The sequence below is a fragment of the Planomicrobium stackebrandtii genome (assembly GCF_030814955.1).
GTDB classification, from domain to species: domain Bacteria; phylum Bacillota; class Bacilli; order Bacillales_A; family Planococcaceae; genus Planococcus; species Planococcus stackebrandtii.
Window position 1 is genome coordinate 434,053 of the sequence record NZ_JAUSWB010000001.1, and the last position, 20,453, is coordinate 454,505.

Annotated in this window: 29 protein-coding genes; 7 read left to right on the forward strand and 22 right to left on the reverse strand. The window is 40.9% G+C overall.

Translation table 11 applies throughout. From position 1 onward, the window contains the following. Positions 1 to 35 precede the first annotated feature (35 nt). Both QOZ98_RS02270 and QOZ98_RS02275 read left to right on the forward strand, forming a co-directional pair. Positions 36 to 1,232 (forward strand): MFS transporter, encoded by a 1,197-nt coding sequence (locus QOZ98_RS02270; RefSeq protein ID WP_308785915.1) that lies wholly within the window; start codon positions 36 to 38, stop codon positions 1,230 to 1,232. A 36-nt stretch (positions 1,233 to 1,268) separates the two neighbouring features. Continuing rightward, positions 1,269 to 1,814, forward strand: coding sequence for an AAA family ATPase (locus QOZ98_RS02275; protein ID WP_308785916.1), 546 nt, complete (start codon positions 1,269 to 1,271; stop codon positions 1,812 to 1,814). 80 nt (positions 1,815 to 1,894) lie between these two features. On the opposite strand, the gene QOZ98_RS02280 is transcribed toward QOZ98_RS02275, so the two are convergent. Together QOZ98_RS02280 and QOZ98_RS02285 are read right to left on the reverse strand one after the other, a co-directional pair. Continuing rightward, positions 1,895 to 2,104: a DUF3886 domain-containing protein gene (locus QOZ98_RS02280; RefSeq protein WP_308785917.1), complete on the reverse strand. Its 210-nt coding sequence runs from the start codon at positions 2,102 to 2,104 to the stop codon at positions 1,895 to 1,897. A 13-nt stretch (positions 2,105 to 2,117) separates the two neighbouring features. Continuing rightward, a complete protein-coding gene (locus tag QOZ98_RS02285; protein ID WP_308785918.1) occupies positions 2,118 to 3,302 on the reverse strand; it encodes an acetyl-CoA C-acetyltransferase in 1,185 nt (394 codons plus the stop codon). Between the two features lie 81 nt (positions 3,303 to 3,383). On the opposite strand from QOZ98_RS02285, the gene QOZ98_RS02290 reads away from it, so the two are divergent. Together QOZ98_RS02290 and QOZ98_RS02295 are read left to right on the forward strand one after the other, a co-directional pair. Beyond that, on the forward strand, positions 3,384 to 4,283 hold the full coding sequence (locus QOZ98_RS02290; protein ID WP_308785919.1) for a hydroxymethylglutaryl-CoA lyase: 900 nt from the start codon (positions 3,384 to 3,386) through the stop codon (positions 4,281 to 4,283). Between the two features lie 12 nt (positions 4,284 to 4,295). After that, on the forward strand, positions 4,296 to 5,276 hold the full coding sequence (locus tag QOZ98_RS02295) for an alpha/beta hydrolase (RefSeq protein ID WP_308785920.1): 981 nt from the start codon (positions 4,296 to 4,298) through the stop codon (positions 5,274 to 5,276). Between the two features lie 25 nt (positions 5,277 to 5,301). Here the strand turns inward: QOZ98_RS02295 and QOZ98_RS02300 are convergent, their stop codons facing one another. The 6 genes from QOZ98_RS02300 to yneA all read right to left on the reverse strand — a co-directional run bounded on the left by QOZ98_RS02300 (position 5,302) and on the right by yneA (position 9,516). After that, entirely contained in the window at positions 5,302 to 5,583 is a 282-nt protein-coding gene (locus QOZ98_RS02300; RefSeq protein ID WP_308785921.1) for a hypothetical protein, read from the reverse strand. A 132-nt stretch (positions 5,584 to 5,715) separates the two neighbouring features. Beyond that, positions 5,716 to 5,958, reverse strand: coding sequence for a YneF family protein (locus QOZ98_RS02305; protein WP_058384996.1), 243 nt, complete (start codon positions 5,956 to 5,958; stop codon positions 5,716 to 5,718). A gap of 207 nt (positions 5,959 to 6,165) precedes the next feature. Continuing rightward, entirely contained in the window at positions 6,166 to 8,169 is a 2,004-nt protein-coding gene (gene tkt, locus QOZ98_RS02310; RefSeq protein ID WP_308785922.1) for a transketolase, read from the reverse strand. An 87-nt stretch (positions 8,170 to 8,256) separates the two neighbouring features. Next, on the reverse strand, positions 8,257 to 8,490 hold the full coding sequence (locus QOZ98_RS02315) for a DUF896 domain-containing protein (RefSeq protein WP_308786133.1): 234 nt from the start codon (positions 8,488 to 8,490) through the stop codon (positions 8,257 to 8,259). A gap of 58 nt (positions 8,491 to 8,548) precedes the next feature. Continuing rightward, on the reverse strand, positions 8,549 to 9,202 hold the full coding sequence (locus QOZ98_RS02320; RefSeq protein ID WP_308785923.1) for a YneB family resolvase-like protein: 654 nt from the start codon (positions 9,200 to 9,202) through the stop codon (positions 8,549 to 8,551). Further along, positions 9,199 to 9,516 carry a cell division suppressor protein YneA gene (gene yneA / locus QOZ98_RS02325; RefSeq protein WP_308785924.1) on the reverse strand — a complete coding sequence of 106 codons (318 nt, stop codon included), beginning with the start codon at positions 9,514 to 9,516 and terminating at the stop codon, positions 9,199 to 9,201. The genes QOZ98_RS02320 and yneA overlap by 4 nt, the downstream gene beginning before the upstream one ends. Before the next feature lie 165 nt (positions 9,517 to 9,681). Here yneA and lexA point away from each other — a divergent pair, with 165 nt between their 5' ends. After that, the gene (gene lexA / locus QOZ98_RS02330) at positions 9,682 to 10,302 is read left to right on the forward strand and encodes a transcriptional repressor LexA (RefSeq protein WP_142826508.1); all 621 of its coding nucleotides are present in this window, start codon (positions 9,682 to 9,684) and stop codon (positions 10,300 to 10,302) included. Positions 10,303 to 10,369: 67 nt separating this feature from the next. Here lexA and QOZ98_RS02335 read toward each other — a convergent pair whose 3' ends face one another. From QOZ98_RS02335 to QOZ98_RS02355, 5 genes are all read right to left on the reverse strand, one after another. Beyond that, positions 10,370 to 11,104 carry a class I SAM-dependent methyltransferase gene (locus QOZ98_RS02335; RefSeq protein ID WP_308785925.1) on the reverse strand — a complete coding sequence of 245 codons (735 nt, stop codon included), beginning with the start codon at positions 11,102 to 11,104 and terminating at the stop codon, positions 10,370 to 10,372. 99 nt (positions 11,105 to 11,203) lie between these two features. Next, positions 11,204 to 11,398, reverse strand: a complete 195-nt coding sequence (locus QOZ98_RS02340; RefSeq protein WP_308785926.1) for a hypothetical protein — start codon at positions 11,396 to 11,398, stop codon at positions 11,204 to 11,206. Positions 11,399 to 11,460: 62 nt separating this feature from the next. After that, the gene (locus tag QOZ98_RS02345; RefSeq protein WP_308785927.1) at positions 11,461 to 11,892 is read right to left on the reverse strand and encodes a hypothetical protein; all 432 of its coding nucleotides are present in this window, start codon (positions 11,890 to 11,892) and stop codon (positions 11,461 to 11,463) included. 148 nt (positions 11,893 to 12,040) lie between these two features. Then, the gene (locus QOZ98_RS02350; protein ID WP_308785928.1) at positions 12,041 to 12,232 is read right to left on the reverse strand and encodes a hypothetical protein; all 192 of its coding nucleotides are present in this window, start codon (positions 12,230 to 12,232) and stop codon (positions 12,041 to 12,043) included. Between the two features lie 272 nt (positions 12,233 to 12,504). Continuing rightward, entirely contained in the window at positions 12,505 to 13,203 is a 699-nt protein-coding gene (locus QOZ98_RS02355; protein ID WP_308785929.1) for a Na-translocating system protein MpsC family protein, read from the reverse strand. Positions 13,204 to 13,862: 659 nt separating this feature from the next. Between QOZ98_RS02355 and QOZ98_RS02360 the strand changes: the two genes are divergently transcribed. Together QOZ98_RS02360 and QOZ98_RS02365 are read left to right on the forward strand one after the other, a co-directional pair. Continuing rightward, the gene (locus tag QOZ98_RS02360) at positions 13,863 to 14,321 is read left to right on the forward strand and encodes a Panacea domain-containing protein (RefSeq protein WP_308785930.1); all 459 of its coding nucleotides are present in this window, start codon (positions 13,863 to 13,865) and stop codon (positions 14,319 to 14,321) included. Continuing rightward, positions 14,318 to 16,273 (forward strand): hypothetical protein, encoded by a 1,956-nt coding sequence (locus QOZ98_RS02365; protein ID WP_308785931.1) that lies wholly within the window; start codon positions 14,318 to 14,320, stop codon positions 16,271 to 16,273. The genes QOZ98_RS02360 and QOZ98_RS02365 overlap by 4 nt, the downstream gene beginning before the upstream one ends. 46 nt (positions 16,274 to 16,319) lie before the next feature. Here the strand turns inward: QOZ98_RS02365 and QOZ98_RS02370 are convergent, their stop codons facing one another. From QOZ98_RS02370 to QOZ98_RS02410, 9 genes are all read right to left on the reverse strand, one after another. Next, a complete protein-coding gene (locus QOZ98_RS02370) occupies positions 16,320 to 16,682 on the reverse strand; it encodes a YolD-like family protein (protein WP_308785932.1) in 363 nt (120 codons plus the stop codon). A 161-nt stretch (positions 16,683 to 16,843) separates the two neighbouring features. Beyond that, positions 16,844 to 17,698: an N-acetylmuramoyl-L-alanine amidase gene (locus QOZ98_RS02375; protein WP_308785933.1), complete on the reverse strand. Its 855-nt coding sequence runs from the start codon at positions 17,696 to 17,698 to the stop codon at positions 16,844 to 16,846. A gap of 1 nt (position 17,699) precedes the next feature. Further along, on the reverse strand, positions 17,700 to 17,969 hold the full coding sequence (locus tag QOZ98_RS02380) for a holin (RefSeq protein WP_308785934.1): 270 nt from the start codon (positions 17,967 to 17,969) through the stop codon (positions 17,700 to 17,702). Positions 17,970 to 17,983: 14 nt separating this feature from the next. Beyond that, entirely contained in the window at positions 17,984 to 18,397 is a 414-nt protein-coding gene (locus QOZ98_RS02385) for a hypothetical protein (RefSeq protein WP_308785935.1), read from the reverse strand. 89 nt (positions 18,398 to 18,486) lie between these two features. Then, a complete protein-coding gene (locus QOZ98_RS02390) occupies positions 18,487 to 18,687 on the reverse strand; it encodes a hypothetical protein (RefSeq protein WP_308785936.1) in 201 nt (66 codons plus the stop codon). Between the two features lie 76 nt (positions 18,688 to 18,763). Continuing rightward, a complete protein-coding gene (locus QOZ98_RS02395; RefSeq protein ID WP_308785937.1) occupies positions 18,764 to 19,252 on the reverse strand; it encodes a hypothetical protein in 489 nt (162 codons plus the stop codon). Positions 19,253 to 19,463: 211 nt separating this feature from the next. Beyond that, positions 19,464 to 19,718, reverse strand: coding sequence for a hypothetical protein (locus tag QOZ98_RS02400; RefSeq protein ID WP_308785938.1), 255 nt, complete (start codon positions 19,716 to 19,718; stop codon positions 19,464 to 19,466). Positions 19,719 to 19,773: 55 nt separating this feature from the next. Further along, the gene (locus tag QOZ98_RS02405) at positions 19,774 to 19,998 is read right to left on the reverse strand and encodes a hypothetical protein (RefSeq protein ID WP_308785939.1); all 225 of its coding nucleotides are present in this window, start codon (positions 19,996 to 19,998) and stop codon (positions 19,774 to 19,776) included. Further along, entirely contained in the window at positions 19,995 to 20,447 is a 453-nt protein-coding gene (locus tag QOZ98_RS02410) for a hypothetical protein (RefSeq protein ID WP_308785940.1), read from the reverse strand. The genes QOZ98_RS02405 and QOZ98_RS02410 overlap by 4 nt, the downstream gene beginning before the upstream one ends. Positions 20,448 to 20,453 lie beyond the last annotated feature (6 nt).

Sequence of the window (20,453 nt, forward strand, 5' to 3'; positions counted from 1 at the left end):
CATCGATTACCTAATTTATTCGGGGAGGTGAATTCATGATTACCCGTCATACAGTCATTTCACTTGGCATATCCCAGCTCGTCTGCTGGGGAATTTCCTATTACTTGATTGCCGCTTTTGGCGCACGGATTGCTGAGGAGCTCGGATGGGGTGAACCTCTTGTTTATGGCGGCTTTTCAGCCGCTTTGATCATTATGGCTGTAACTTCACCACTGACTGGCCTGGCCATCGACCGATTTGGCGGCAAAATTGTAATGACTGCAGGTTCACTAATGCTCGCAATCGGCTGCGGGGGAATTGCCCTTTCCTACTCTATTGAAGCTTATTATCTCTCCTGGATGATGTTGGGATTTGCTATGCGCTTGTGTCTTTATGATGCGGCTTTTGCAGCATTGGCACGTATTGGGGGAGTACACGCTAAGCGTCCCATCTCCCAAATCACGCTTTTAGGCGGACTTGCTTCCACTGTTTTTTGGCCGATTGGCTTCTTTTTAGCTGAAACTTTCGGCTGGCGAGTAGCTCTTATGATTTATGCCCTTTTTGCTTTGCTGACAATCCCTCTGCATCTGTCAATTCCCACCAGCCGATTCGGCGATCAGACAAAGGCAGCTGATGTTAAACAACTGTCGTTTCCTTCTCCTTCTGCTGCTACTGCGAGAGAGCAATGGGCAGCCGGGAGCTTGTATGCACTGATCTTTACATTATTGAACTTTTTGAATTCTGCTATGTCTACCCATATGATTACTCTTCTGGCAGGACTCGGGCTTACTGCCGCTCTTTCCGTATGGATTTCAACGCTGAGGGGAATTGGACAATCCTTCGCCCGGGTCTGTGAAGTCCTGTTCGGCGCACGCCTCCACCCTATTTCCTTAACCATCCTGGCATCCTTGTTTTTGCCTGTCGGATTTATTTTTGGTCTTTTCAGTGGACAGTTTCTTGCAGCTGCGCTGCTATTCGCCTTTCTTTTCGGCGCCGGCAACGGGCTCATGACGATTACGAGAGGAACATTGCCGCTCGTTTTGTTTGACCACAAAACTTATGGATCGCTTGTCGGAAAGCTTCTCGTACCCGGCTTCTTATTGTCGGCAATTTCACCCATCGTTTATACTTACATTATCCAACACTACGGTGAACAAACGGCACTGGTCATTTCGGCCGCTCTGTCATTCGTTATTTTTGCGCTGTCGCTTTTACTGAAATCAAGATTTTATCCCACTGCAGCAAAACAGTAACACCTATCATATCGTCTTAAGAAAAGAGGAAAGAGGATGAAAATTCAAGTCATCGGTGGTTCCGGCACCGGCAAAAGCACATTAGCGAAATACATCAGCGAACAAGAAAACTGTGTATGGATTGATACAGATCGCTATCTTTGGAAAGACAGCTCTTTTACTGAAAATCACCCGGCAGAAAAGCGGTTGGAGCTTTACAAGAAGGATATGCAATCGACAGACCGCTACGCCGTGTCGGGCTCTGTTTTTTCGTGGTGCAAAGATGGTTTCAACAACCGGGAACTTTTTATTTTTTTGGAACTAGATGAAGCGGAACGGATGAAACGCCTGTTGGAGCGGGAAGCAAATCGGGGCAACCTTAATAACATGTGGCCAGACCAGCAAGGCAAACCCACCAATGATTTTATAGAATGGTGTAAAACCTACCACACATCGACCGATAAAACCGCAGTTGGTACATACGAAGCCCATATGCATGAACTTGAACTATCCCAAAGCCCAATTCTCAAACTCAACAGTTCAAAATCGACAGAAGAATTGTATCGGGAAATAGCAGCAGCCTATAAAAAACTAAATCGATAAATAAAATAGCCAGTCCCTTGTAAAAAGGGGACTGGCTATTTTTTAGCAATATAGATTTTGAATTAACAGCAAACACGCTGTTAAAACTTATTGCCTTTATCTCCATGGCGCTCCAGCAATTCCGCGAACGACAAGTTCTTTTCGCGTTCTTTGCGTTCAAATAAGCGCTGTGCTTCTTTTTCTTCTTCCTGCTTTTGTTCTTCTTTCAGCAAGTCTTTTTTTGTTTGTTTCAGTTTTGCCAATATGTCTTCAGACAGCACACTGTTGGATTCTTCTTTTCTTTTAGCCATAATTCTTCTCTCCTTAAGGACGTTTAATGACAGTCGCAATTCCTTGCCCGCCGCCAATGCACAACGTCGCCAGGCCGGTTTTGGCATCGCGCTTAATCATTTCATGCAGCAAAGTGACAAAAATGCGGGTGCCGCTTGCTCCGATCGGATGTCCGATCGCAATGGCGCCTCCATTGACATTCAAGATGTCATGGTTGAATTTCAGTTCACGGTCAACCGCGATCGATTGCGCCGCAAAGGCTTCATTTGCTTCGATCAGTTCGATGTCCCCAAGTGACATTTCAGCTTTTTGCAAGGCATTTTTCACAGCCTGAACAGGACCGATGCCCATCACAGCCGGATCAACGCCTGCACTGCCATTAGCTACTACAGTCGCAAGAGGTGTCAGCCCCATTTCCTCGGCTTTTGCTTTTGACATGACCACAACGGCTGCTGCCCCGTCATTGATGCCTGATGCGTTGCCTGCTGTTACACTGCCATCTTTTTTGAAAGCTGGACGCAGCTTCCCTAGACGTTCTTCATTTGAATCACTCTTGACGTACTCATCCTTTTTGAAGATAATTGGATCGCCTTTGCGCTGCGGAATTTCCACTGGCACGATTTCATCATCAAATCTGCCGGATTCCATTGACGCTGTGGCGCGCGCCTGTGACCGGGCTGCAAACTTGTCCTGTTCTTCGCGTGAAATGTCGTAGCGGTCGCATAAGTTCTCCGCTGTTACGCCCATATGATAATCGTTGAATGCACAAGTCAATCCATCAACCAGCATGCTATCCACAACTTTTTGGTCCCCCATGCGGAAACCGCTGCGGGCATTTTCCATTAAGTAAGGTGCTCGGCTCATGTTTTCCATTCCGCCTGCCACGACAATTTCTGCATCTCCTGCATAAATCGCCTGGTAAGCCAACTGGATCGACTTTAATCCAGAACCGCATACTTTATTGATGGTCATAGCCGGAACGGTTTCCGGCAGTCCTGCATGGACAGACGCCTGCCGTGCTGGATTTTGTCCAAGGCCTGCCTGAAGAACATTTCCCATAATGACTTCAGAAACCTGCTCCGGTTGAACGCCTGCACGTTCAATTGCTTCTTTAATGACGATTGCGCCCAGCTGTGTTGCGGATACATCTTTAAGCGCCCCTTGGAATGAACCTACCGCTGTTCGGACAGCGCTTACAATAACAATTTCCTGTGACATTAACTTTTCCCCCTTGGTTGATTGTTTGCAAGTTGCTCTTTTATCCCTTCCCTCTATACAATGGAAAGCAGGGGGGATACTATGTTCAGTTTACCAAAAAATGCAACGATTATCGAGGTCGGACCTCGAGATGGCCTTCAAAACGAGGGGAAACTTGTAAAAGCCGAAGATAAGCTTCAATTTATTACTGCTTTGCAGAAAGCCGGAATCCAGGAAATGGAGTTAACTTCTTTTGTGTCGCCAAAGTGGGTGCCTCAAATGGCCGATGCCAGGGAGATTGTTGCCCAAACGAAAAAAGTTGGGAGACAATTCGTGTTGACGCCAAATGAACGCGGCATCACTGCTGCTCTGGAAGCAGGCGCGCAGTCACTTGCCGTATTTGTCGGTGTGTCCAATAGCTTTAATAAGAAAAATATCAATAAAACCACCGAAGAAAGCATGGCTGCATTAAAGCCGCTGATCCTTAACTTGAAAGAACAGAATGTTTTTGTCCGTGCCTGCATTTCAACTGCATTCTACTGCCCGTTCGAAGGGGCTGTTTCACCGGAAGCTACCATTGCGCTATGCCGCCAATTCGTGGATTGGGGAGTCGATGAATTGAGTGTCGCTGACACCATTGGCATGGCAAATCCGAAAGAAAGCTATGAATTGTTCGCGAAGCTGCATGAAGCCTTTCCGAATGTATTGATGACTGCACATTTTCACGATACACGCAGAATGGCTCTTGCCAACATCACAGCAGCACTCCAAGCAGGTGTAACCCGCTTTGATGCCTCTGCAGGCGGATTGGGCGGCTGCCCATTTGCCCCTGGCGCTACCGGCAACGTCGCGACAGAAGATGTCGTTAACATGCTTCACCGTATGGGTGTTCAGACGGGAATCGATTTGGACCTGCTTTGCCAGGCTATTGAAAAAATCGAGCCGCATGTGACGAATCCAGTTGCTACGGGCATGTATACGCTATACAAAAACCAGGCTTAAGGAGCTTCTGCCATGAAGAAAAAATTGATTTGGACTTCTGCCATTGTTTCCAGCCTCCTTACAGCATCGGCCACTATTGCAGGATTCATCGCCAGCAACAGGCTGATGTATGTAAAGAAAAAAGATGAACAGTTGATTCTGGAACGGGAAACCAGCGCCAAACGCTATGATGAAGTATGGTACGCAAATGTTCCAAAAAGCGAGCAGTGGATCGAGTCCCAAAATGGCTACCCGATCAAAGCTATATTTCTCGAGCCGCATGATACCAATCGTTATGTCATCATTTGCCACGGAGTGACAGAAAGCAAAGTCAACTCATTCAAGTTTGCACGGATGTTCGAGCGTCTTGGCTTTAATTCTGTTGTTTACGATCATCGCCGCCATGGCGATTCCGGAGGGAAAACGACCAGCTTTGGACATTTCGAGAAAATTGATTTGAAGGCTGTTGTCCAAGCCTTGCAATTGCATATCGGTAATGACTTGTTTTTCGGCATCCACGGTGAATCAATGGGAGCCGCGACAACGCTTCTTTATGCGGGCATGGAAGATACCGCAGATTTCTATATTTCCGATTGTGCCTACTCCGATATTTATGAACAAGTTCTTCATGTGATGAAAACAACAACCCCGCTGCGCACAACATTGGCTTTGCGCCTTGCCAGTTTGTTCATGAAAATGCGGGATGGTTATTCCATTTCCACGGTATCGCCACGGGAAACGGTCAAAAACATTGAGAAACCTGTTCTGTTTATCCACAGCGTCAACGATGACTTTGTTCTGCCAAAAATGAGCGAAGAGCTTTATGCCTTGAAGCAAGGCCCAAAAGAGTTGAAGTTGTTTACAGAGGGCGCCCATGCACAATCGTTCAATAAAAATCCGGAGGAATATGAAGAAGCTGTGGCTGAATTTCTGATGAAATACAGGTTGCTGACGCCTAAGCAGCAAGAATCACATAGGAAATCTGCTACAGCTGTTCCGACGTATTTAAAGTAAAAAGCACGCCGCGGCGTGCTTTTTCTTATGGCGCTTTCTTTTTATTGAGCACCAGCTTCATGCCTGCCTGCCCTTCTGCTCCAATGAACAGTTCGGTAATCGGCCCGCTCTTCACAATGCCCGTGACATGTAGTTCAATAGTATCCAAGTTGTAGTCCGTCATGTCTTTCACCAGTTCCTGAATTTTGTCTAATGAAACCGGAAATGCTTTTGTTAAACTCGTGCTTTCCAGATGGAATTTCCCTTTTTCTTTTTCATCCTCTTCGATAACCGGCAAGTAAAACTTCAACTCTTCGTGATCTGCCATTTAAAGCGCCTCCTTTATTTTTCACTTTCTGTGAAGCAATAAAACCAGGATCTTACAGGCAACATACCCGTTATGCGGAACTCTAATAGCTGTTTAAAGACAAAATAAAAAAAGCACTCCGCAGAGTACTTTTTATTTTTTAGCTGGTTTGCCAGGTTTAGTTGACGCTTTATTCATCTGAGACATCATTTGATTGATTTTTTTCTGAGACGGTTTTTGTCCCATTTGCATCATCATGATTCGCAGCATTTCTTCATTGATTGGTGGGTTGTCTTGCAAATATTTCATCATATATCGGCGTGCGATAAAGAATCCAAGTGCAACACCTGCAAGTAAAGCCACGATAACGATTACGATCCAGATCCATGTATCCATTCTTGTTACCTCCTTCGTGTTGCGTAAATAAGTAGTGCACCACAATGGATTATACTATAAAAAAAGATTTGTGACCATAAGCAGGAGAATAATTAACAGAAACTTCGTTTTGAAAAACTTCTTTTGAGCTCTATTAAGCAACCATGCAGATGTTTTCATCACAAAAGAACAAAAAAATGGAGGCATCAGCTGCCTCCATTCTCCAACTTATTTTTCGTTGATCAAACTTTTCACTTTGCTTGCTACGTTATCAGCAGTGAAACCGAATTCTTCCATAATCCGTTCGCCCGGAGCACTTGCACCGAAACGGTCGATTGCCAGAATGTCGCCTTCGTCGCCTGTATAACGATCCCAGCCGAATGAAGTACCGACTTCGATAGCCAGGCGCTTTTTTACCGTTTTCGGAATAACGGATTGCTTGTATTCCTTATCCTGTTTTTCGAAACGGTCCCAAGATGGCATCGAAACAACAGATACGGCAATGCCTTCTTCAGCCAATTGTTTCTGTGCTTCTACAGCAAGGCTTACTTCAGATCCAGTCGCCAGCAATAGTGCCTGTGGATTTTCAGCAGGTGATACAACATAAGCACCTTTTTCAACACCAGCTTCAGCCAGTTCTGCACTGTTTTCCAAAATTGGCAGGTCCTGACGTGAAAGCACCAATAAAGTAGGTGTTGTTTTAGCTGTCAATGCCAAACGCCATGCCGCTTTTGTTTCATTGGCATCAGCAGGACGAACTACGCTTAAGTTCGGCATTGCACGAAGAGAAGCCAAATGTTCAACCGGTTCATGTGTTGGGCCATCTTCCCCAACTGCTACACTGTCGTGCGTGAAGACATAAGTTACAGGAAGACCCATTAATGCAGCCAGACGAATCGCCGGACGCACATAGTCACTGAAGACGAAGAACGTTCCGCCAAACACATGCAAACCGCCATGCAAAGCCATACCGTTCATCGCAGCGCCCATTGCAAATTCACGGACACCGAACCAGATATTGCGTCCTTCAGGATGTTCCGCATCAAAATCGCCAGCGCCTTTGATGTTTGTCTTGTTGGATCCTGCAAGGTCTGCACTGCCTCCAAAGAATGAAGGAACCGTTTTCGCGATGGCATTGATCATATCTCCAGAAGACGAACGAGTTGCTTGTTTTTTGCCAAACTCATATGTCGGGAATTCTGCATCAAAGTTTTCTGGAAGATCGCCGCGAATTGCCTTTTGCAATTGTTCAGCCAGCTCTGGATGTGCCGATTTGTACTGTTCATATAATTCGTTCCACTGTGATTCAGCTTTTGCGCCAAGTTCTTCTGTTGCTTGCTCGAACGTTGCGTATACTTCATCAGGTACATGGAAATCCTTATCGAAAGTCCACTCGTAATATTCTTTAACCAGTTTCATTTCATCTTCACCAAGCGGCGCGCCGTGCGCATCTGCTTTACCGGATTTGTTTGGAGCTCCGTAGCCGATGACCGTTTTGACTTCGATCAATGTTGGCTTGTCTGATGAATTTTTAGCTTGTGCAATTTTTTCAGACAAATCATCCAATTCGTTGCCGTCATCAACGCGCAAGTAGTTCCAGCCGTATGATTCAAAACGCTTTTGAACATTTTCAGAGAAACTTTTGCCCAGCGGCCCGTCCAATGAAATGTCGTTGCTGTCATATAATACAACCAATTTATTTAATTTCAAGTGGCCAGCAAGAGAAATCGCTTCTCCGGCAACGCCTTCCATCAAATCACCATCTCCACACAATGAAAAAGTATGGTGATCAACGACGTTCATGCCTTCTTTATTATATGTAGCCGCTAAATGGCGCTCAGCCATTGCCATGCCGACTGCCATGCCAATTCCTTGGCCTAGTGGGCCTGTTGTTGCTTCAACGCCTGTAGTGTGGCCGTATTCCGGATGGCCTGGTGTTTTCGAGTCCCATTGGCGGAAATTCTTGATTTCATCCATTTCCAAACCATAGCCGCTCAAGTGAAGCAGGCTGTATAGAAGCATGGAACCATGTCCTGCCGACAACACAAAACGGTCGCGGTTAAACCAATCCGGGTTTTTCGGGTTGTGGTTCATGTGTTTAGTCCACAATGTATACGCCATTGGAGCTGCGCCCATTGGCAATCCTGGATGGCCAGAATTTGCTTTTTCAATAGCATCGATGGAAAGTGTACGAATTGTAGTCACTGCAAGTTGATCTGCGTGGGTTGACATAGTAACATCCTCTCTTAAACAAAAATAGAATCCCTTTCTAGTTTAGTCAACAATAGAAAAGAATACAATGAAAAAGAGAATAAGTATTTAATTCAAATACTTATTCTCTCGAATATTTTTGACCTTATCCGGAGTGACATCATTTCCATTAGGGTCAATCACTTTTACATTTTCAATTGTGCCGCGCATTGTTTTGCGGAAAGTCTGCAGGTATTCCTGGCGCAAAAGGGATTGCTCTTTCGCTTCTTCTTTTGATAAACCAGCAGTTTTCGACTTGCGTGACAGCTGATTTATTCGGTTTAATTTATCTGGCGATAACATAGACATCCACCTTTCTTCTTTTCATATGGTACAAAAAAAGTCGGATTTCTGCAATGTTTTAGTCTTTCATGAGCTTTTCATATTCCTTATACCGGCGATGGACGGTAGCTTTGCTCGCCTGATAGCCAAATCCCCGCAGGGTAACAGCGATTTCGCTGAAAGTGAGGCCATTGGTCTTCAAACTGACAATTTGGTCAATGGGCAAATCCAAGCGTTCGCGGCCATCCGGATTGCCTTTGCCTTTTAAATTTTTTTCCGGTTGATAGCCATTTTCCACAGCGCGTTTCATGCCCCGCTTAATTTTGGCATTATGTATTTTGCGCTGATATTCTTCTACGACCGCCAATATTTCAAGGACCATATCATCCATGTCATTTAATGCAATGGGTCCCCGGTCAGATAGGGTATAAACTTCTACACCGTATTTTTTCATCACGTGCAATAATGCGATGCGGGCATGTCCCCTGCCTAAGCGCGTTTCATCTTGAATGAATACTGCATCGACCTGTTCGGTTTTGATTGAGTTCAACATCTCAAGCAGCCCTTCGCGGTCCATTTCGTAGCCACTGTGCTGATCTGCAAAAACGCCCTCTACTTTATAGGATTGTTCAAACGCAAACTTCATCAGTTCCTCTTCCTGTCTCTCAAGCGAAGATTCCTGAGTATCTTTGGTCGTGCTGACACGGCAATAAATTAATGCATTTTTTTTCATTCAGCATCACCTGCAAATTTAATGGTCTCATCAGGAGCAAATTTTAATTGGTCGCTGGGTATCTTAAGAGATTGTCCTGCGATAATTTTAGAAGTTGAAAGGTTGTTCTCTTTCATGATTTCCTCTATCCACTCATGATGGGGAGTCGTGCCGCTGAACGATTCAGCTAAAGTCCAAAGTGTATCGCCTTCTTCTATTTCAACTTGGCTCATTTGTGCACTGTTCGTATTATGGGACAGGATCGCATAAAAAGTAAATACCACAATTAAAGCAAAAAATACGATTAAGTAAGAATTTTGTCGGATGATTGTCATTCTGATCGCCTCCTGAGAATATATGTTCGGAATGTATGTTCTCATAATAATGCGAACAGGTGTTTTTGTCAAGAATTAAATTCGAACCTATGTTTGCATTTCACAGCCCGAGTTGGTATACTATTGGTAGAAATCAAGTAGAATTACTCAAATGAGGTGAAACTGTTGAAAAAAGTATCCAAGCGACAAGAAGATATTCTGACATTCATAAAAGAAGAAGTTCGCCTAAAAGGCTATCCACCGTCCGTTCGTGAAATTGGTGAAGCAGTCGGCCTGGCATCCAGTTCGACCGTACACGGCCACTTGGCACGCCTTGAAAGCAAAGGCCTGATCCGACGTGATCCAACAAAACCAAGAGCAATTGAAGTAATCAGCACTGATGAAGCGCTTATTGATAAAAGTCCAGTTTTGCACGTGCCCTTAATCGGTAAAGTCACAGCCGGCATTCCTATTACAGCTATTGAAAACGTAGAAGAGTTTTTCCCGCTTCCCCAAAGCTATGGCACAGAAGATGACCACATCTTTATGCTGGAAATCATGGGCGAAAGTATGATTGAGGCAGGTATTTTAAACGGCGACTATGTGATCGTCAAGCAACAGCAAACTGCCAATAACGGCGACATCGTTGTTGCAATGACAGCTGAAGATGAAGCGACAGTCAAACGTTTCTTCCGTGAAGAAAGTTACTTCCGCCTCCAGCCTGAGAACTCATCGATGGACCCGATCATTGTCGACCAAGTGTCCATACTCGGAAAAGTTGTTGGCGTTTACCGCCAGATCCACTAAAAAACACCGGAGAAAATTCTCCGGTGTTTTTTATTTATATTATTATTATGTAAACAAAGACTTCTGCTCATTGTTTGGTGCAGCCAAAAGCCAAAATGATGGGTATCCGCTTTCTTCTCGTATACTCCGTTTCATCCGCAAAGTGCTGCCGTTTTGGCATGCCTTCTTGAAGTCCTGTAACCGCGAAGCCTGCTTTGGTCAACGCTGTAAAATAGCTTTCGATGGTCCGATGGTGCTTAACCACTAACTTATCGATCCACGGCTCTTCACGTTCTCCTTCCGCAAAATAATTATCTACAATCCAGTTGCTTCTTTTTCCGCCCGATTTTTTACTTTCGAAAGTAGATGTCGTCAGCGGATGCTGGACACTGAAAACAAACTTTCCTAGAGGCTTTAATGTTCGATGGATATTTCGGAACACCTCATCTACAGTGGGCAAATAATGGATTGCCAAGCGCGAAGCAACAATGTCGTAGCTTTCTTTCGGGTAATCGAATGATTCCATTGTCGCTAAAGTTATATGCGCATCCAGACCCTTCAGATTTTGAGCTGCCAGCTCCTCCATTCCTTTAGACCCTTCGACTCCATGATAGTTGCCTGCACCCGCATGGAGAAGTTCTTTTCCAAACTGTGCGTCCCCACAGCCTAAATCGAGTATCTGTTTGTTTTGGACGGCTCCAAGCAATTCGTAGATCATCGGCTTTTCAATGCTGTTATTCGGACTATCCGTTCGATTCCTTCTTTGCAGGTAGTTGGCTAAAAAATCTTTCTCTTCATATACACTTGAACCTTTGAATTTCATGTAATCCCTCCATTGTCAGATTAGTCGCTTGTAAATATGTGCTCAAAAAAAGGCGCCGCATAAGCAGCACCCCTGTGCAGCTTATCAAGAAAGATTCTTCTACAATTCGCTGACTTTTATATATTTAACTAAATTGATTGTAATGCGATAAATATGGCCTGTCTCCACATCAGAAATTTCATAAGTCCCATTGGAAGGAATTTTACCCAATGCCGACTCTTTGTCCACAGCCTCAACGTTATGAACAATTGTATTTCCCTGATCAAAATTAAATTTTACTTGAAATGATTTCATGCGATGGCCTCCTTTGAACTATTTACTTTGTCTCCGTGAATCAGTCTACCATATTCTATGTTTTATTGCTGTTTGTATAGTTCCTTATACATGAGCACTTTCAGCGCCAGCATTTCTTCTTCATTTAAATCTTCTTCCAGTTCCTGAATCACTTGTTCAGCGGACATCGTGCCATCCTCAATTCCCGATTTCATTTTAGCCAAGTCGGTTATGCCCACCTTTTTTATCACGGTACCCGCTGCATCGCCGCTTGTTTCAAATGGCAAAGATTCGCTGTCCTGTTCCGCAATTTGAGCTTCTTCTATGTACTCCAGCATCTGTGGGTCGCTTTCTACATACTCAACTATTTTGTCCATCTGGCCAGTATTCCGCAACTCTTCCGTCGCTTCTGCAACCAAACGATCCGCTGAGAAATCCGGGCCTACCACATAAGCCCCAATTCCCGCAAAAGAAAAAAAGATGAGGAAGATAAGGATTGTCATCAAAAAGCGCATAGCCGAACCCCCTTGGTTTTTAGATTATTATAACAGTAGACGGTCAAAAGTGTATAAAGTTTCCAAAAAAGAAAAAAAGAAAAACCCCGTTCCCAGTTCTTGCAGAACGGGCGCGAGATCTTCTTTTCAGTTCAGCACATTCTTTAACTTATGATCGTTTCTGCTGCTCGGCAATCCACCAGTCTATGTGTTCTAAGTTAAAAATCACAGTATCCTGGAATGCTTTGCGGTGCGGAATCTTTCTTTTCGACATCAAATCTGTAATCTGCTCTGCAGCCAGCGGATAATTTACTGACTCCAAATACTCAATGAGGCTTGGAAGTCCTTGTATTTTCCTCAATTTAATCCCCTCCCACAAAATCTTCCTTCGTTAAAAGGAAAATTCAGTATGAGTTATTAAACATAAAGGCTGCACTTAATTATAACCTGAAAAATTCTGTTGTAAACAATTTAAACACTGAAATTTTTAATGAATTTTACAGATGTTTACCAACTTTAAAATGGAAGCTGTTGCTGAAGATGCAGGTTTTCTGCAATTCTATAGTTCAATATGAACCATTCTTTTAATTCTGTCATATTTAAATTAAAAAGCACCCCAAAGGGATGCTTTTTTTAATTATATTTTTGCAATACCAGAACGGCGTACCCTTTGTCTTCGTTAAAATTCCAGTCCATGTAAATCTCACGTATGGAACATTTCAGGATGCTCTCTAAATTAGATTGTTTAAAAAGGTTTTGCTCTATTGGCCGTTTTGCCAATTTCAGTGTTTTTGTAAATCCTAAGTTAATTAGTTCTTTTTCAAGCAGCGTAAATATATCTATGCGCCGAATCAGTAAGGATCTATCACTCAGCCAAAACACCTCCGTCGATCCCGGTTCTTTTTGGCTCACTTCACTAACCTTGCTGATCTCCTCCAGAAGATCTTTTTTGTTTACATCTTCTAGCCATAGCTGTTTTTCAATTTTTCCTTCTTTGAGGATAGCCAGGATCATGCCAGATTTTCCATCTAAGTTCCAATCGGCATATAGTTCAACTACATCAAGCTCTGCTTCTTTCCAAAAACTTCTTTTGAACTCACTTTTAATTTCGTCCATCATCAAGTCTCTAAGCTCAAAAACTTTGGTGCCTTCATTTTTACTAAGAAGAATCTTCTCCACAGGCGATATAAATTCTCTAATTTGAATACAGACATACGGATGCACTATATTTACATAAACTGACTTTGGCCCTTTGCCGAAATGGGTTCGCAGGATTGTTGAAGAAAGTCTGCTGACAACTGATTCCATCGTCTTCACTTTCTCATTCACCATTTTGCTGCCCCTCTGAATGGAAGAAACTGTTCCTTCCATTAAACTAAGCATACAGGAAATGGGCAGTGGCTCATACGATTCGCGCTTATTGTGCTGATGGTAGGAGATTATTATATATTTGAAGAGTAGAGAAAAGTTGCTTGTAGCTATTCAAATTGCCTTAAATACAAAAAAACCGCCGAAGCCCAAAAGCTTCAGCGGTTCCAGTTTAACTATTAATACATTTTCAAGTATTGCTCGCGTTCCCAAGGGTGGACGCTTGTGCGGATTATATACCCGCTGTTTTTAAGTGTGTTTGTGTGAGGTGAGTTATTAATAAATCAACGTTCTTAAAAAATACTCTGTTTATTTGTGTTTATTTGTAGTTGGGCAGTTGGGCAAAAGTTGGGCAATTTCTAAAATGCTTGTTGGGCAAAAAAGGAGTCTCTATAAAATGAGTTCCTTCTATATAAAAGGAGTCTTGTTTATATATTTTCTAATGCCTGTTTTGACTCTCCTTTTCATTCAAATAATGGAACATAAAAGTTTTAATAAATAATACACAAGTGAGTTAATTTTACGGGTATTAATTTTGGTACTAATGGGGTATATTAGTAATGAACAGTTTTAATATAATTATTTATTCAGTTAATTATATTAATTCAAAAGGAGGGGTTTTTTTGGCAAAAGCAATGGATGTTGCTAATTATTTAATTCACCTTAGAGATTTGGATGAAGAAAGTGGCCACTACTTTTCCCTAACCAATTTAAAACTTCAAAAAATACTATATTATTGTCAAGGCGGCCATTACAAATGGGACAATGATATCTTGATTACAGATTCTCTATTTGAAGCTTGGGATTATGGTCCAGTTATTAGAGAGGTTTATGCTTATTTTAAAAAGTTCGGTCAAAATGATATACAAACTGACGAGTATAATTTTGATAATCTGACTCCTTCGCAAAAAGATACAATTGAGGCTGTCTGGACTCAATTAAAGGACATGAGCGCTTTTCAGCTTGTTGATCAAACTCATAAAGAAGCACCTTGGACAGATGCCCAACAAAACTTCAAAGTTTTCATAGAGAATGAAGCAATAAGAAATTTCTTCCGTGTGAATGAGGAGGTTCATAATTGAATCTCCTTTTTTTAATGTCGACGTTTAAAGATTTTTTTGATATTTTGACGACGTTTTCACAAGACTTTTATGATTTTGTTTTTCCATCTAGCCAACTAACTACTAGTAAAATTACAAACTATATCTCAAATACAAATAGAGTAGTTATATTTATTTTAGGATTAACAGTCTCGGCTAATATATATATTTACACTACACGAATAAAAATTTCGTCTTCAATAATGTGGGCATCTTATCAAATTGGGTTGCTTACTTTTAATATTGTAGTAAATTTGTTTATTATATTCACGGGAATGCTGATATCTAATTATAATTTTATAATTGATTATCAAGTAACAAGCACAACCTTAAAAAACTTCTTAATCTTTTATTCACTTTTAAATCTAGTTTCAATAGCTCTATTTATAATTACACTAATCAATTTTATTTTAGGTTTTAAGATTGATTACAATATGAAAAGATTTAATAAAAAGATCAATAAAAGAATATACCCCACCAGTCCTATTATTCTATTCAGAGAAAGAAAACAAATATTGAAAAACTCTGAAGAGATATTAAATATAATAATTAGGAATCATAAGAATCAAAAATATAGTTACTCATTGATATCGAGAGCGATAAATACCCATCAACCTATGGTAGTTCTAAAAAAGCTACTTTTATCAACTCTAAAATATACAATTGCTGTAGATGAATTTTTTCAAATAATTTCTCGAAGAGTAAATACTCGAGTTATTAGAACCGTAAGTTTGTCACAAAAAGAAGTAAAAAATCTTATATTGGATATTGAAATCCACTGTCAAAATTTGACCTACACCATTGAAAAAAAGTCTGATAAAAGTATGGAAGAGCATCTTACTAGGTGGAATTCTACTTTCAGCAAGCTTGCAATGATGCTATTCCACGTCAAACAAGAAAATAATGTTCCAAAACCTTTAAGTGATATTTATCAGGGTTTACTACACCAACACTCGAAACTAATTTTAGCAACTTCGGGTAGCTATGATTACCGGACTTATAATAAAACATTATTGATTTCAATGTTTACTGGTTTAGCATACAAGGACGAAATATACACAAATATAACTAAAGAAGAATTTGGTTTAAGAGCCTCAAAGTTAGAAGAAATTTATTTTAAAGAATTGTACTCACTATTTATTAATTTAATAAAAAATGACAACTTTGAAATATTTGAACTGTTACAATCTGATGAGTTGGGAATCGATTCTTTTATGAACTCTCCTAAAGAAAATGCTATGTATTTTGGTAATAAGTCTCGGAAAGAGCGTTTTGAGCATCTATTCCTTTCTGTTTTGATAAGCATGATAGAGCTTCAGATTACTCAAAAACTGTCTACTATAATGGCTATTTTTCTCACTTTGGTTGAAGAAGAGAAGAAACCAGATAATAGCAAAGCTCTTTCAGTACTTTCTAGTAAAAAGAAAAAAACAGTTCAGGATGAGGTAAAACAGAGAGACTTGATAATAAATTTATCGCATGAGAATAAAGTTGGTTTGTACTACGCTGCAGTAAAAGCAAATGAAATAGAGAACTATAGTGCAGCCGGATATATCATTAAAATTCTCTCTTCAAATTTAACTTATATTTCTTTAAGTAAAGCAATGACTGATATTACTAAGAAAAGTTTATTAGAAAAAAACATAAGTTACGATACTGGAGTCCATAAAGTTGACTTTAATGATTTTTCTTATAAATATTGCGTTGATAAAACTTTCATTTTAATTAATGCACAATTTTATTTAATCGGCGATTTTGATTACACAAAAGATATATTAGAAATATTTTCTAATATCGATGTTCCCTATTTTGTGAGCAAAATTGAAACTAAGCAAAAAGATTATAATATGCTGGCATTAAATAAAGACAAACTAGAAAAATTCCAAGATTTGGTGCTAACTTCTTTGACTGATGAAGTTTTAGCTGATAAATAGGAATAACAAAACCCTCAGCCGCTTTTATGGTTGAGGGCTTTTTCTTTCAATCAATCATCCAGACGCCGATCAGTTCATTCATTGGCAACCGATGAACTCCCATTGGATCTTTGTAAACAATGGAACGTGTATGGCCATCCAGCTTCTGAATAATTCCGATGTGATAATGAAACTTTTTATCCTTCCACGACTTCATTTTCACCTGGCACATCCGTTGCGCAGCCAAGATCAATTCTTCCTGTAGCAGTTGCAGATCGTATTCATCCAAATCCGGCTTTGCTTCTTGTTTATCCTCTTCGTACCAAGCACGGATTAAATCCACATGTTCGGTCAACATCATTCCCTGCCACTTAATCACTCCGCGGTCCTTGATATTCCCCACCTGTTTTAAATGTTTATTTACTTTCATATTGACCACCCCCTCGTTAAAATAAGAACGTACGTTCTTATAATACCACTGAAATTGGATGAACAATCCTATTTGGACAAATAAAAAAAGCCTAATGACCGACTCCCGGCAAATCATTAGGCTTTTAGTGAAGTAATACTATTTAGTTTCCAACTCTTATTTTATTCCTTTAATTCTTTAAGCACAGCTTCAAAAACTCTGGCAGCAATAACGCCACTCTCTTCTCTTGAAGTGTTTTCTGTTGGTCTCGTTCCATCAGTAAAGCCAAGTTTTTTAGCTAGTACCGATTGACGATTGTACTCTACTTTCCATGCAGGTATCGGTTTGTCCACTTTAGGTTCCTCCTTTGGTTTTGTCACTGGTTTCGGTGCTGCTGGTTTCACAACCGGTTTCGGAGCAACGACTGGCTGGCTTTCTTCAAATTTAATGCCATACCAATTGCAAGCGGCCTTAGCTGCCACTCTACCGCAACGCTTACGGTAATCAACTGTCAACATTAATTTCCGTGCTGCGTGGTTCGTAAAGAACTCCCACTCAATCAGGACGAAAGGTGCTGCTGTTTCTCGTACCAGATAGAAGTCTGTCCAAGTACCAGGAACACAAGGGAATAAGCCAGTGCCCCAAATCGGATAGCCTGGGAACTCTTTCTTGTATTCAGCCAGCACCATTTGCGCCAACTTTTTGCCATTTGCTGAAGTATGCCAATAAAAAACACCAAAGCCTCTAACAGAAGATGCTCCGGCGTTTCCGTGATGCGACATCCCTATTGAGGTATGATCTGATTGGTACTGCGCGTTGTAGTTAGCGATACGAGTAGCAAGTGAGACGTCTGCACGGTTAGAAGGTTGAGCACCATAGGTTGTCAGCTTACCTTTTAACAGGCGTTCGACTTCATCTCCGACTGCTGCATTAAACGAGTGCTCGGCCATTCCTGAAACGCCACCAGCAGCCGCGATTCCTTTGGAAGGTGGATAGGTATTAAAACCGTGCCCTTTGTCATTTAGTAATTTTGCCATCTTAAAATTCCCCCTCTTTCGGTTGTCCATCACGCTGTTTCACCAATTCAAAAAGGCCGGTAGCGGCTAGACCTGCTAAACCACCTGCCCATAGTCGATTGACGTAATCTAAATCGGTGAACGGTTGTGCTATTAAACCTATCAGTAAGCCGACTAGGAGAGCCAGAACTGGAATAAAGTTGATGGGCATGTTCACTGCCTTTTTGATCATTTCAACTAATGCTGTGATAATCGGTGCGAGAACTGCTGCGAATATTAATACTGCTGCCATTGTAATTCCTCCTTTTATTTTGATGCCATTTCCAAAATCACATATAAAACGCTGCCAGAACTTAATAAAAGAGCCGTCAGTTTACCCGCAAACTCCCAACGTTTCTCTGCTTTCGTTTTATCTAAATCATGTTTCCTTGCTCTTTCTTCCTGATTTCCGCCATTCAACGCCTCGATCAACTTCCATTGCTGCGTGTTTTGACTGGTCATCATATCTTGTGTGGATTGTGCCGTCTTCCATATGGTGTTTTCTAAATTTGTAAAGTCCAACTTGATACTGGTGAATTGGTTTTCCAAGAGATTGATAGTTTCGGTTTTTTCAGTGTCCGCTTTTTCCAGAGCCGATATACGATTTCCGTGTTCATCTAACGTGTCGTCGATTATTTCTATCTTTTTATACATCGAGCCATCTCCTTTACCATCAGGCATACTCATCCCCCTTATCTCTATTTTTGTCATAGAAAAAAGAGCGCCCGATTGGACACTCTAAATTTGTTAAGCTTATTGAATTGCTATTACTAATCACCTTTTTTAAAAGTGAATTTTTTTTCATCGGATCTAACCTTAAACATTTCTCGATGCCTCTTTAATACAGTATCTTTTCTTTCATTCAAAAGATTATTTAGTTCTTCGAATTCTTGTAAATTTATATAATTTTTATCCTTTAATATGTGTATTAATCTCTCTACAGTTTTGCTTTCAGAGTTTTTCTCACTCATGATAATACCTCCTTCAATTCGATATTTAATTATATAAATATTTTAGTCATTGAAAGATTCAGTTGTTATTATTACTTTACGGACGCGGACTAGTATTGGGATTGATGACCGGATTCGCATTTGCTGCGCCGCCAGGATTAGCACCGGGAGTGGCGCCAGGATCAGCAGGAGAATCTGGCGTCGTTAATACTTGTTCTAGTAGATCTTCAAAACGTCTGTTAAATTCTTCATATGCTTCTCTTGTAATATTATTATTGTCTAAGGAATACAAATGCATACTTAAATGTAAATGAGTGATTTGATCAAGTCTTTTTTTAAGAACCTTATGGCTACCCGTAATGTTTAAAAATTGATCCATGCCCGTAAAAACCATCAATACACTACTAAATGCTAGCATTACCTCTTTAGAAGCATCTACTCCAATTAAATACGTTACCGTTGCTGCTAAGCTAATTAGAATCAATTTCATAATAATTGCTCTGATTTTTGCGTTCTTATACCGTGTGTCTAAGTTCACCATATTTTCTTCCAATACGCCTTTTAAATAAAAAAACTTGTTATTCATAATTATCCCTCCTTCCATATTTATCATTATGTAAACAGGAAATGGGAACTATTATTTTCTTAATAATAATACAATTATGATAATTTAGCAATATTATCTTAATATTTATTTCTTCCTTACTCCTGTTTATTTCAGGAAGTTTTTTAGTTTTAAATGAAGCAATTATTAAATTTATATGATTAAACAAAAAGAACGTCCGGATGGACGCTCTTCATATAAGTTTCTGTCTAGATTTACACAGCTTATCCCATACTTCCTTGCGCTTCGCTTTCAAGTATTCATCTTCCTCTTCTTGGCTTCTAAAGCGCATAAAAAACTTTAACGCCTCATCCAGTTCATCTGGTACGCCCTCTTTGAAGTTGAACACCAAACGAACCACCATAATTCCCTCTGATCTGTAATGTACAATTGCTCGTCTTTTTGGCCAATCAAGATACGTCAGGCCTTCTTTAAAATTAGGATTCATTTCTCTTTCCCCTTTCCCCAATGTCGTTATTCGACAATGGGATGGAAAATTCCTTTTAAGAAGTTACTGGCGACAATAATTCTGTCAATTCTACACGGACCATCTCGGTCATTGCTTCTGTGGATCCGCTGTTTGTAAAGAACTCAGCTTGTGCCACAACTACATGGCCATTGATATTGATCTGTCCACCCATAGTATTAAAGTGGACCTGAACTACCGGTTCCCCGTCCTGTTCTGTAAATCGAATGTTACTGACCGCAATGTTTAGTTTATCCATCACGCTTTATCCTCTCCTTCCTTTGTTTTAGTCTCGCTGATGTGTTCAAATGCTGTATATAAATGCTCGTAAGCAATGGCTTGTTTTCCGGATAGTTCGCCTTCATAGTCCTCAATGGCATTTTTCAAAGAAAGCAGCATCACGAGCGAATCGCCGCCATCAATCACATAATCTTCTTTAAAATACTCTTCCTGCTGCTGCTTAAAGGCGGCGACATCTTCAATGTCAAATTCACCATTTTCTTTGCGCTTGGGCTCTTCTTTTCCATTTACCATCGTAATTCCGGCATGTTCTTTGATGATGGCCATCTCTTCTTCCGCGACTTGGTTCAAACGCTCCTGCAGCAAGTTCTGAAATCGCGTGCGATGAATCGATTTAAGCCCTTTTAAGGGCATTTCCGCCAATAAATTAATGGTATTGCTTAACTGTGAATACTGGACTTTAACTTGCATGAATGA

Bases quoted from the DNA above. Each gene is read 5' to 3' on its own strand.
- QOZ98_RS02295 (WP_308785920.1), top strand. From the start codon at position 4,296: ATGAAGAAAAAATTGATTTGGACTTCTGCCATTGTTTCCAGCCTCCTT.
- QOZ98_RS02345 (WP_308785927.1), bottom strand. From the start codon at position 11,892: ATGCGCTTTTTGATGACAATCCTTATCTTCCTCATCTTTTTTTCTTTT.
- QOZ98_RS02280 (WP_308785917.1), bottom strand. From the start codon at position 2,104: ATGGCTAAAAGAAAAGAAGAATCCAACAGTGTGCTGTCTGAAGACATA.
- QOZ98_RS02320 (WP_308785923.1), bottom strand. From the start codon at position 9,202: ATGAAAAAAAATGCATTAATTTATTGCCGTGTCAGCACGACCAAAGAT.
- QOZ98_RS02395 (WP_308785937.1), bottom strand. From the start codon at position 19,252: ATGAATAACAAGTTTTTTTATTTAAAAGGCGTATTGGAAGAAAATATG.
- QOZ98_RS02335 (WP_308785925.1), bottom strand. From the start codon at position 11,104: ATGAAATTCAAAGGTTCAAGTGTATATGAAGAGAAAGATTTTTTAGCC.
- QOZ98_RS02340 (WP_308785926.1), bottom strand. From the start codon at position 11,398: ATGAAATCATTTCAAGTAAAATTTAATTTTGATCAGGGAAATACAATT.
- QOZ98_RS02355 (WP_308785929.1), bottom strand. From the start codon at position 13,203: ATGGTGAATGAGAAAGTGAAGACGATGGAATCAGTTGTCAGCAGACTT.
- QOZ98_RS02315 (WP_308786133.1), bottom strand. From the start codon at position 8,490: ATGTTATCGCCAGATAAATTAAACCGAATAAATCAGCTGTCACGCAAG.
- QOZ98_RS02400 (WP_308785938.1), bottom strand. From the start codon at position 19,718: ATGAATCCTAATTTTAAAGAAGGCCTGACGTATCTTGATTGGCCAAAA.
- QOZ98_RS02305 (WP_058384996.1), bottom strand. From the start codon at position 5,958: ATGGATACATGGATCTGGATCGTAATCGTTATCGTGGCTTTACTTGCA.
- QOZ98_RS02385 (WP_308785935.1), bottom strand. From the start codon at position 18,397: ATGCCTGATGGTAAAGGAGATGGCTCGATGTATAAAAAGATAGAAATA.
- QOZ98_RS02285 (WP_308785918.1), bottom strand. From the start codon at position 3,302: ATGTCACAGGAAATTGTTATTGTAAGCGCTGTCCGAACAGCGGTAGGT.
- QOZ98_RS02290 (WP_308785919.1), top strand. From the start codon at position 3,384: ATGTTCAGTTTACCAAAAAATGCAACGATTATCGAGGTCGGACCTCGA.
- QOZ98_RS02410 (WP_308785940.1), bottom strand. From the start codon at position 20,447: ATGCAAGTTAAAGTCCAGTATTCACAGTTAAGCAATACCATTAATTTA.
- yneA (WP_308785924.1), bottom strand. From the start codon at position 9,516: ATGACAATCATCCGACAAAATTCTTACTTAATCGTATTTTTTGCTTTA.
- QOZ98_RS02270 (WP_308785915.1), top strand. From the start codon at position 36: ATGATTACCCGTCATACAGTCATTTCACTTGGCATATCCCAGCTCGTC.
- QOZ98_RS02300 (WP_308785921.1), bottom strand. From the start codon at position 5,583: ATGGCAGATCACGAAGAGTTGAAGTTTTACTTGCCGGTTATCGAAGAG.
- QOZ98_RS02275 (WP_308785916.1), top strand. From the start codon at position 1,269: ATGAAAATTCAAGTCATCGGTGGTTCCGGCACCGGCAAAAGCACATTA.
- QOZ98_RS02375 (WP_308785933.1), bottom strand. From the start codon at position 17,698: ATGGCAAAATTACTAAATGACAAAGGGCACGGTTTTAATACCTATCCA.
- QOZ98_RS02380 (WP_308785934.1), bottom strand. From the start codon at position 17,969: ATGGCAGCAGTATTAATATTCGCAGCAGTTCTCGCACCGATTATCACA.
- tkt (WP_308785922.1), bottom strand. From the start codon at position 8,169: ATGTCAACCCACGCAGATCAACTTGCAGTGACTACAATTCGTACACTT.
- QOZ98_RS02390 (WP_308785936.1), bottom strand. From the start codon at position 18,687: ATGAGTGAGAAAAACTCTGAAAGCAAAACTGTAGAGAGATTAATACAC.
- QOZ98_RS02370 (WP_308785932.1), bottom strand. From the start codon at position 16,682: ATGAAAGTAAATAAACATTTAAAACAGGTGGGGAATATCAAGGACCGC.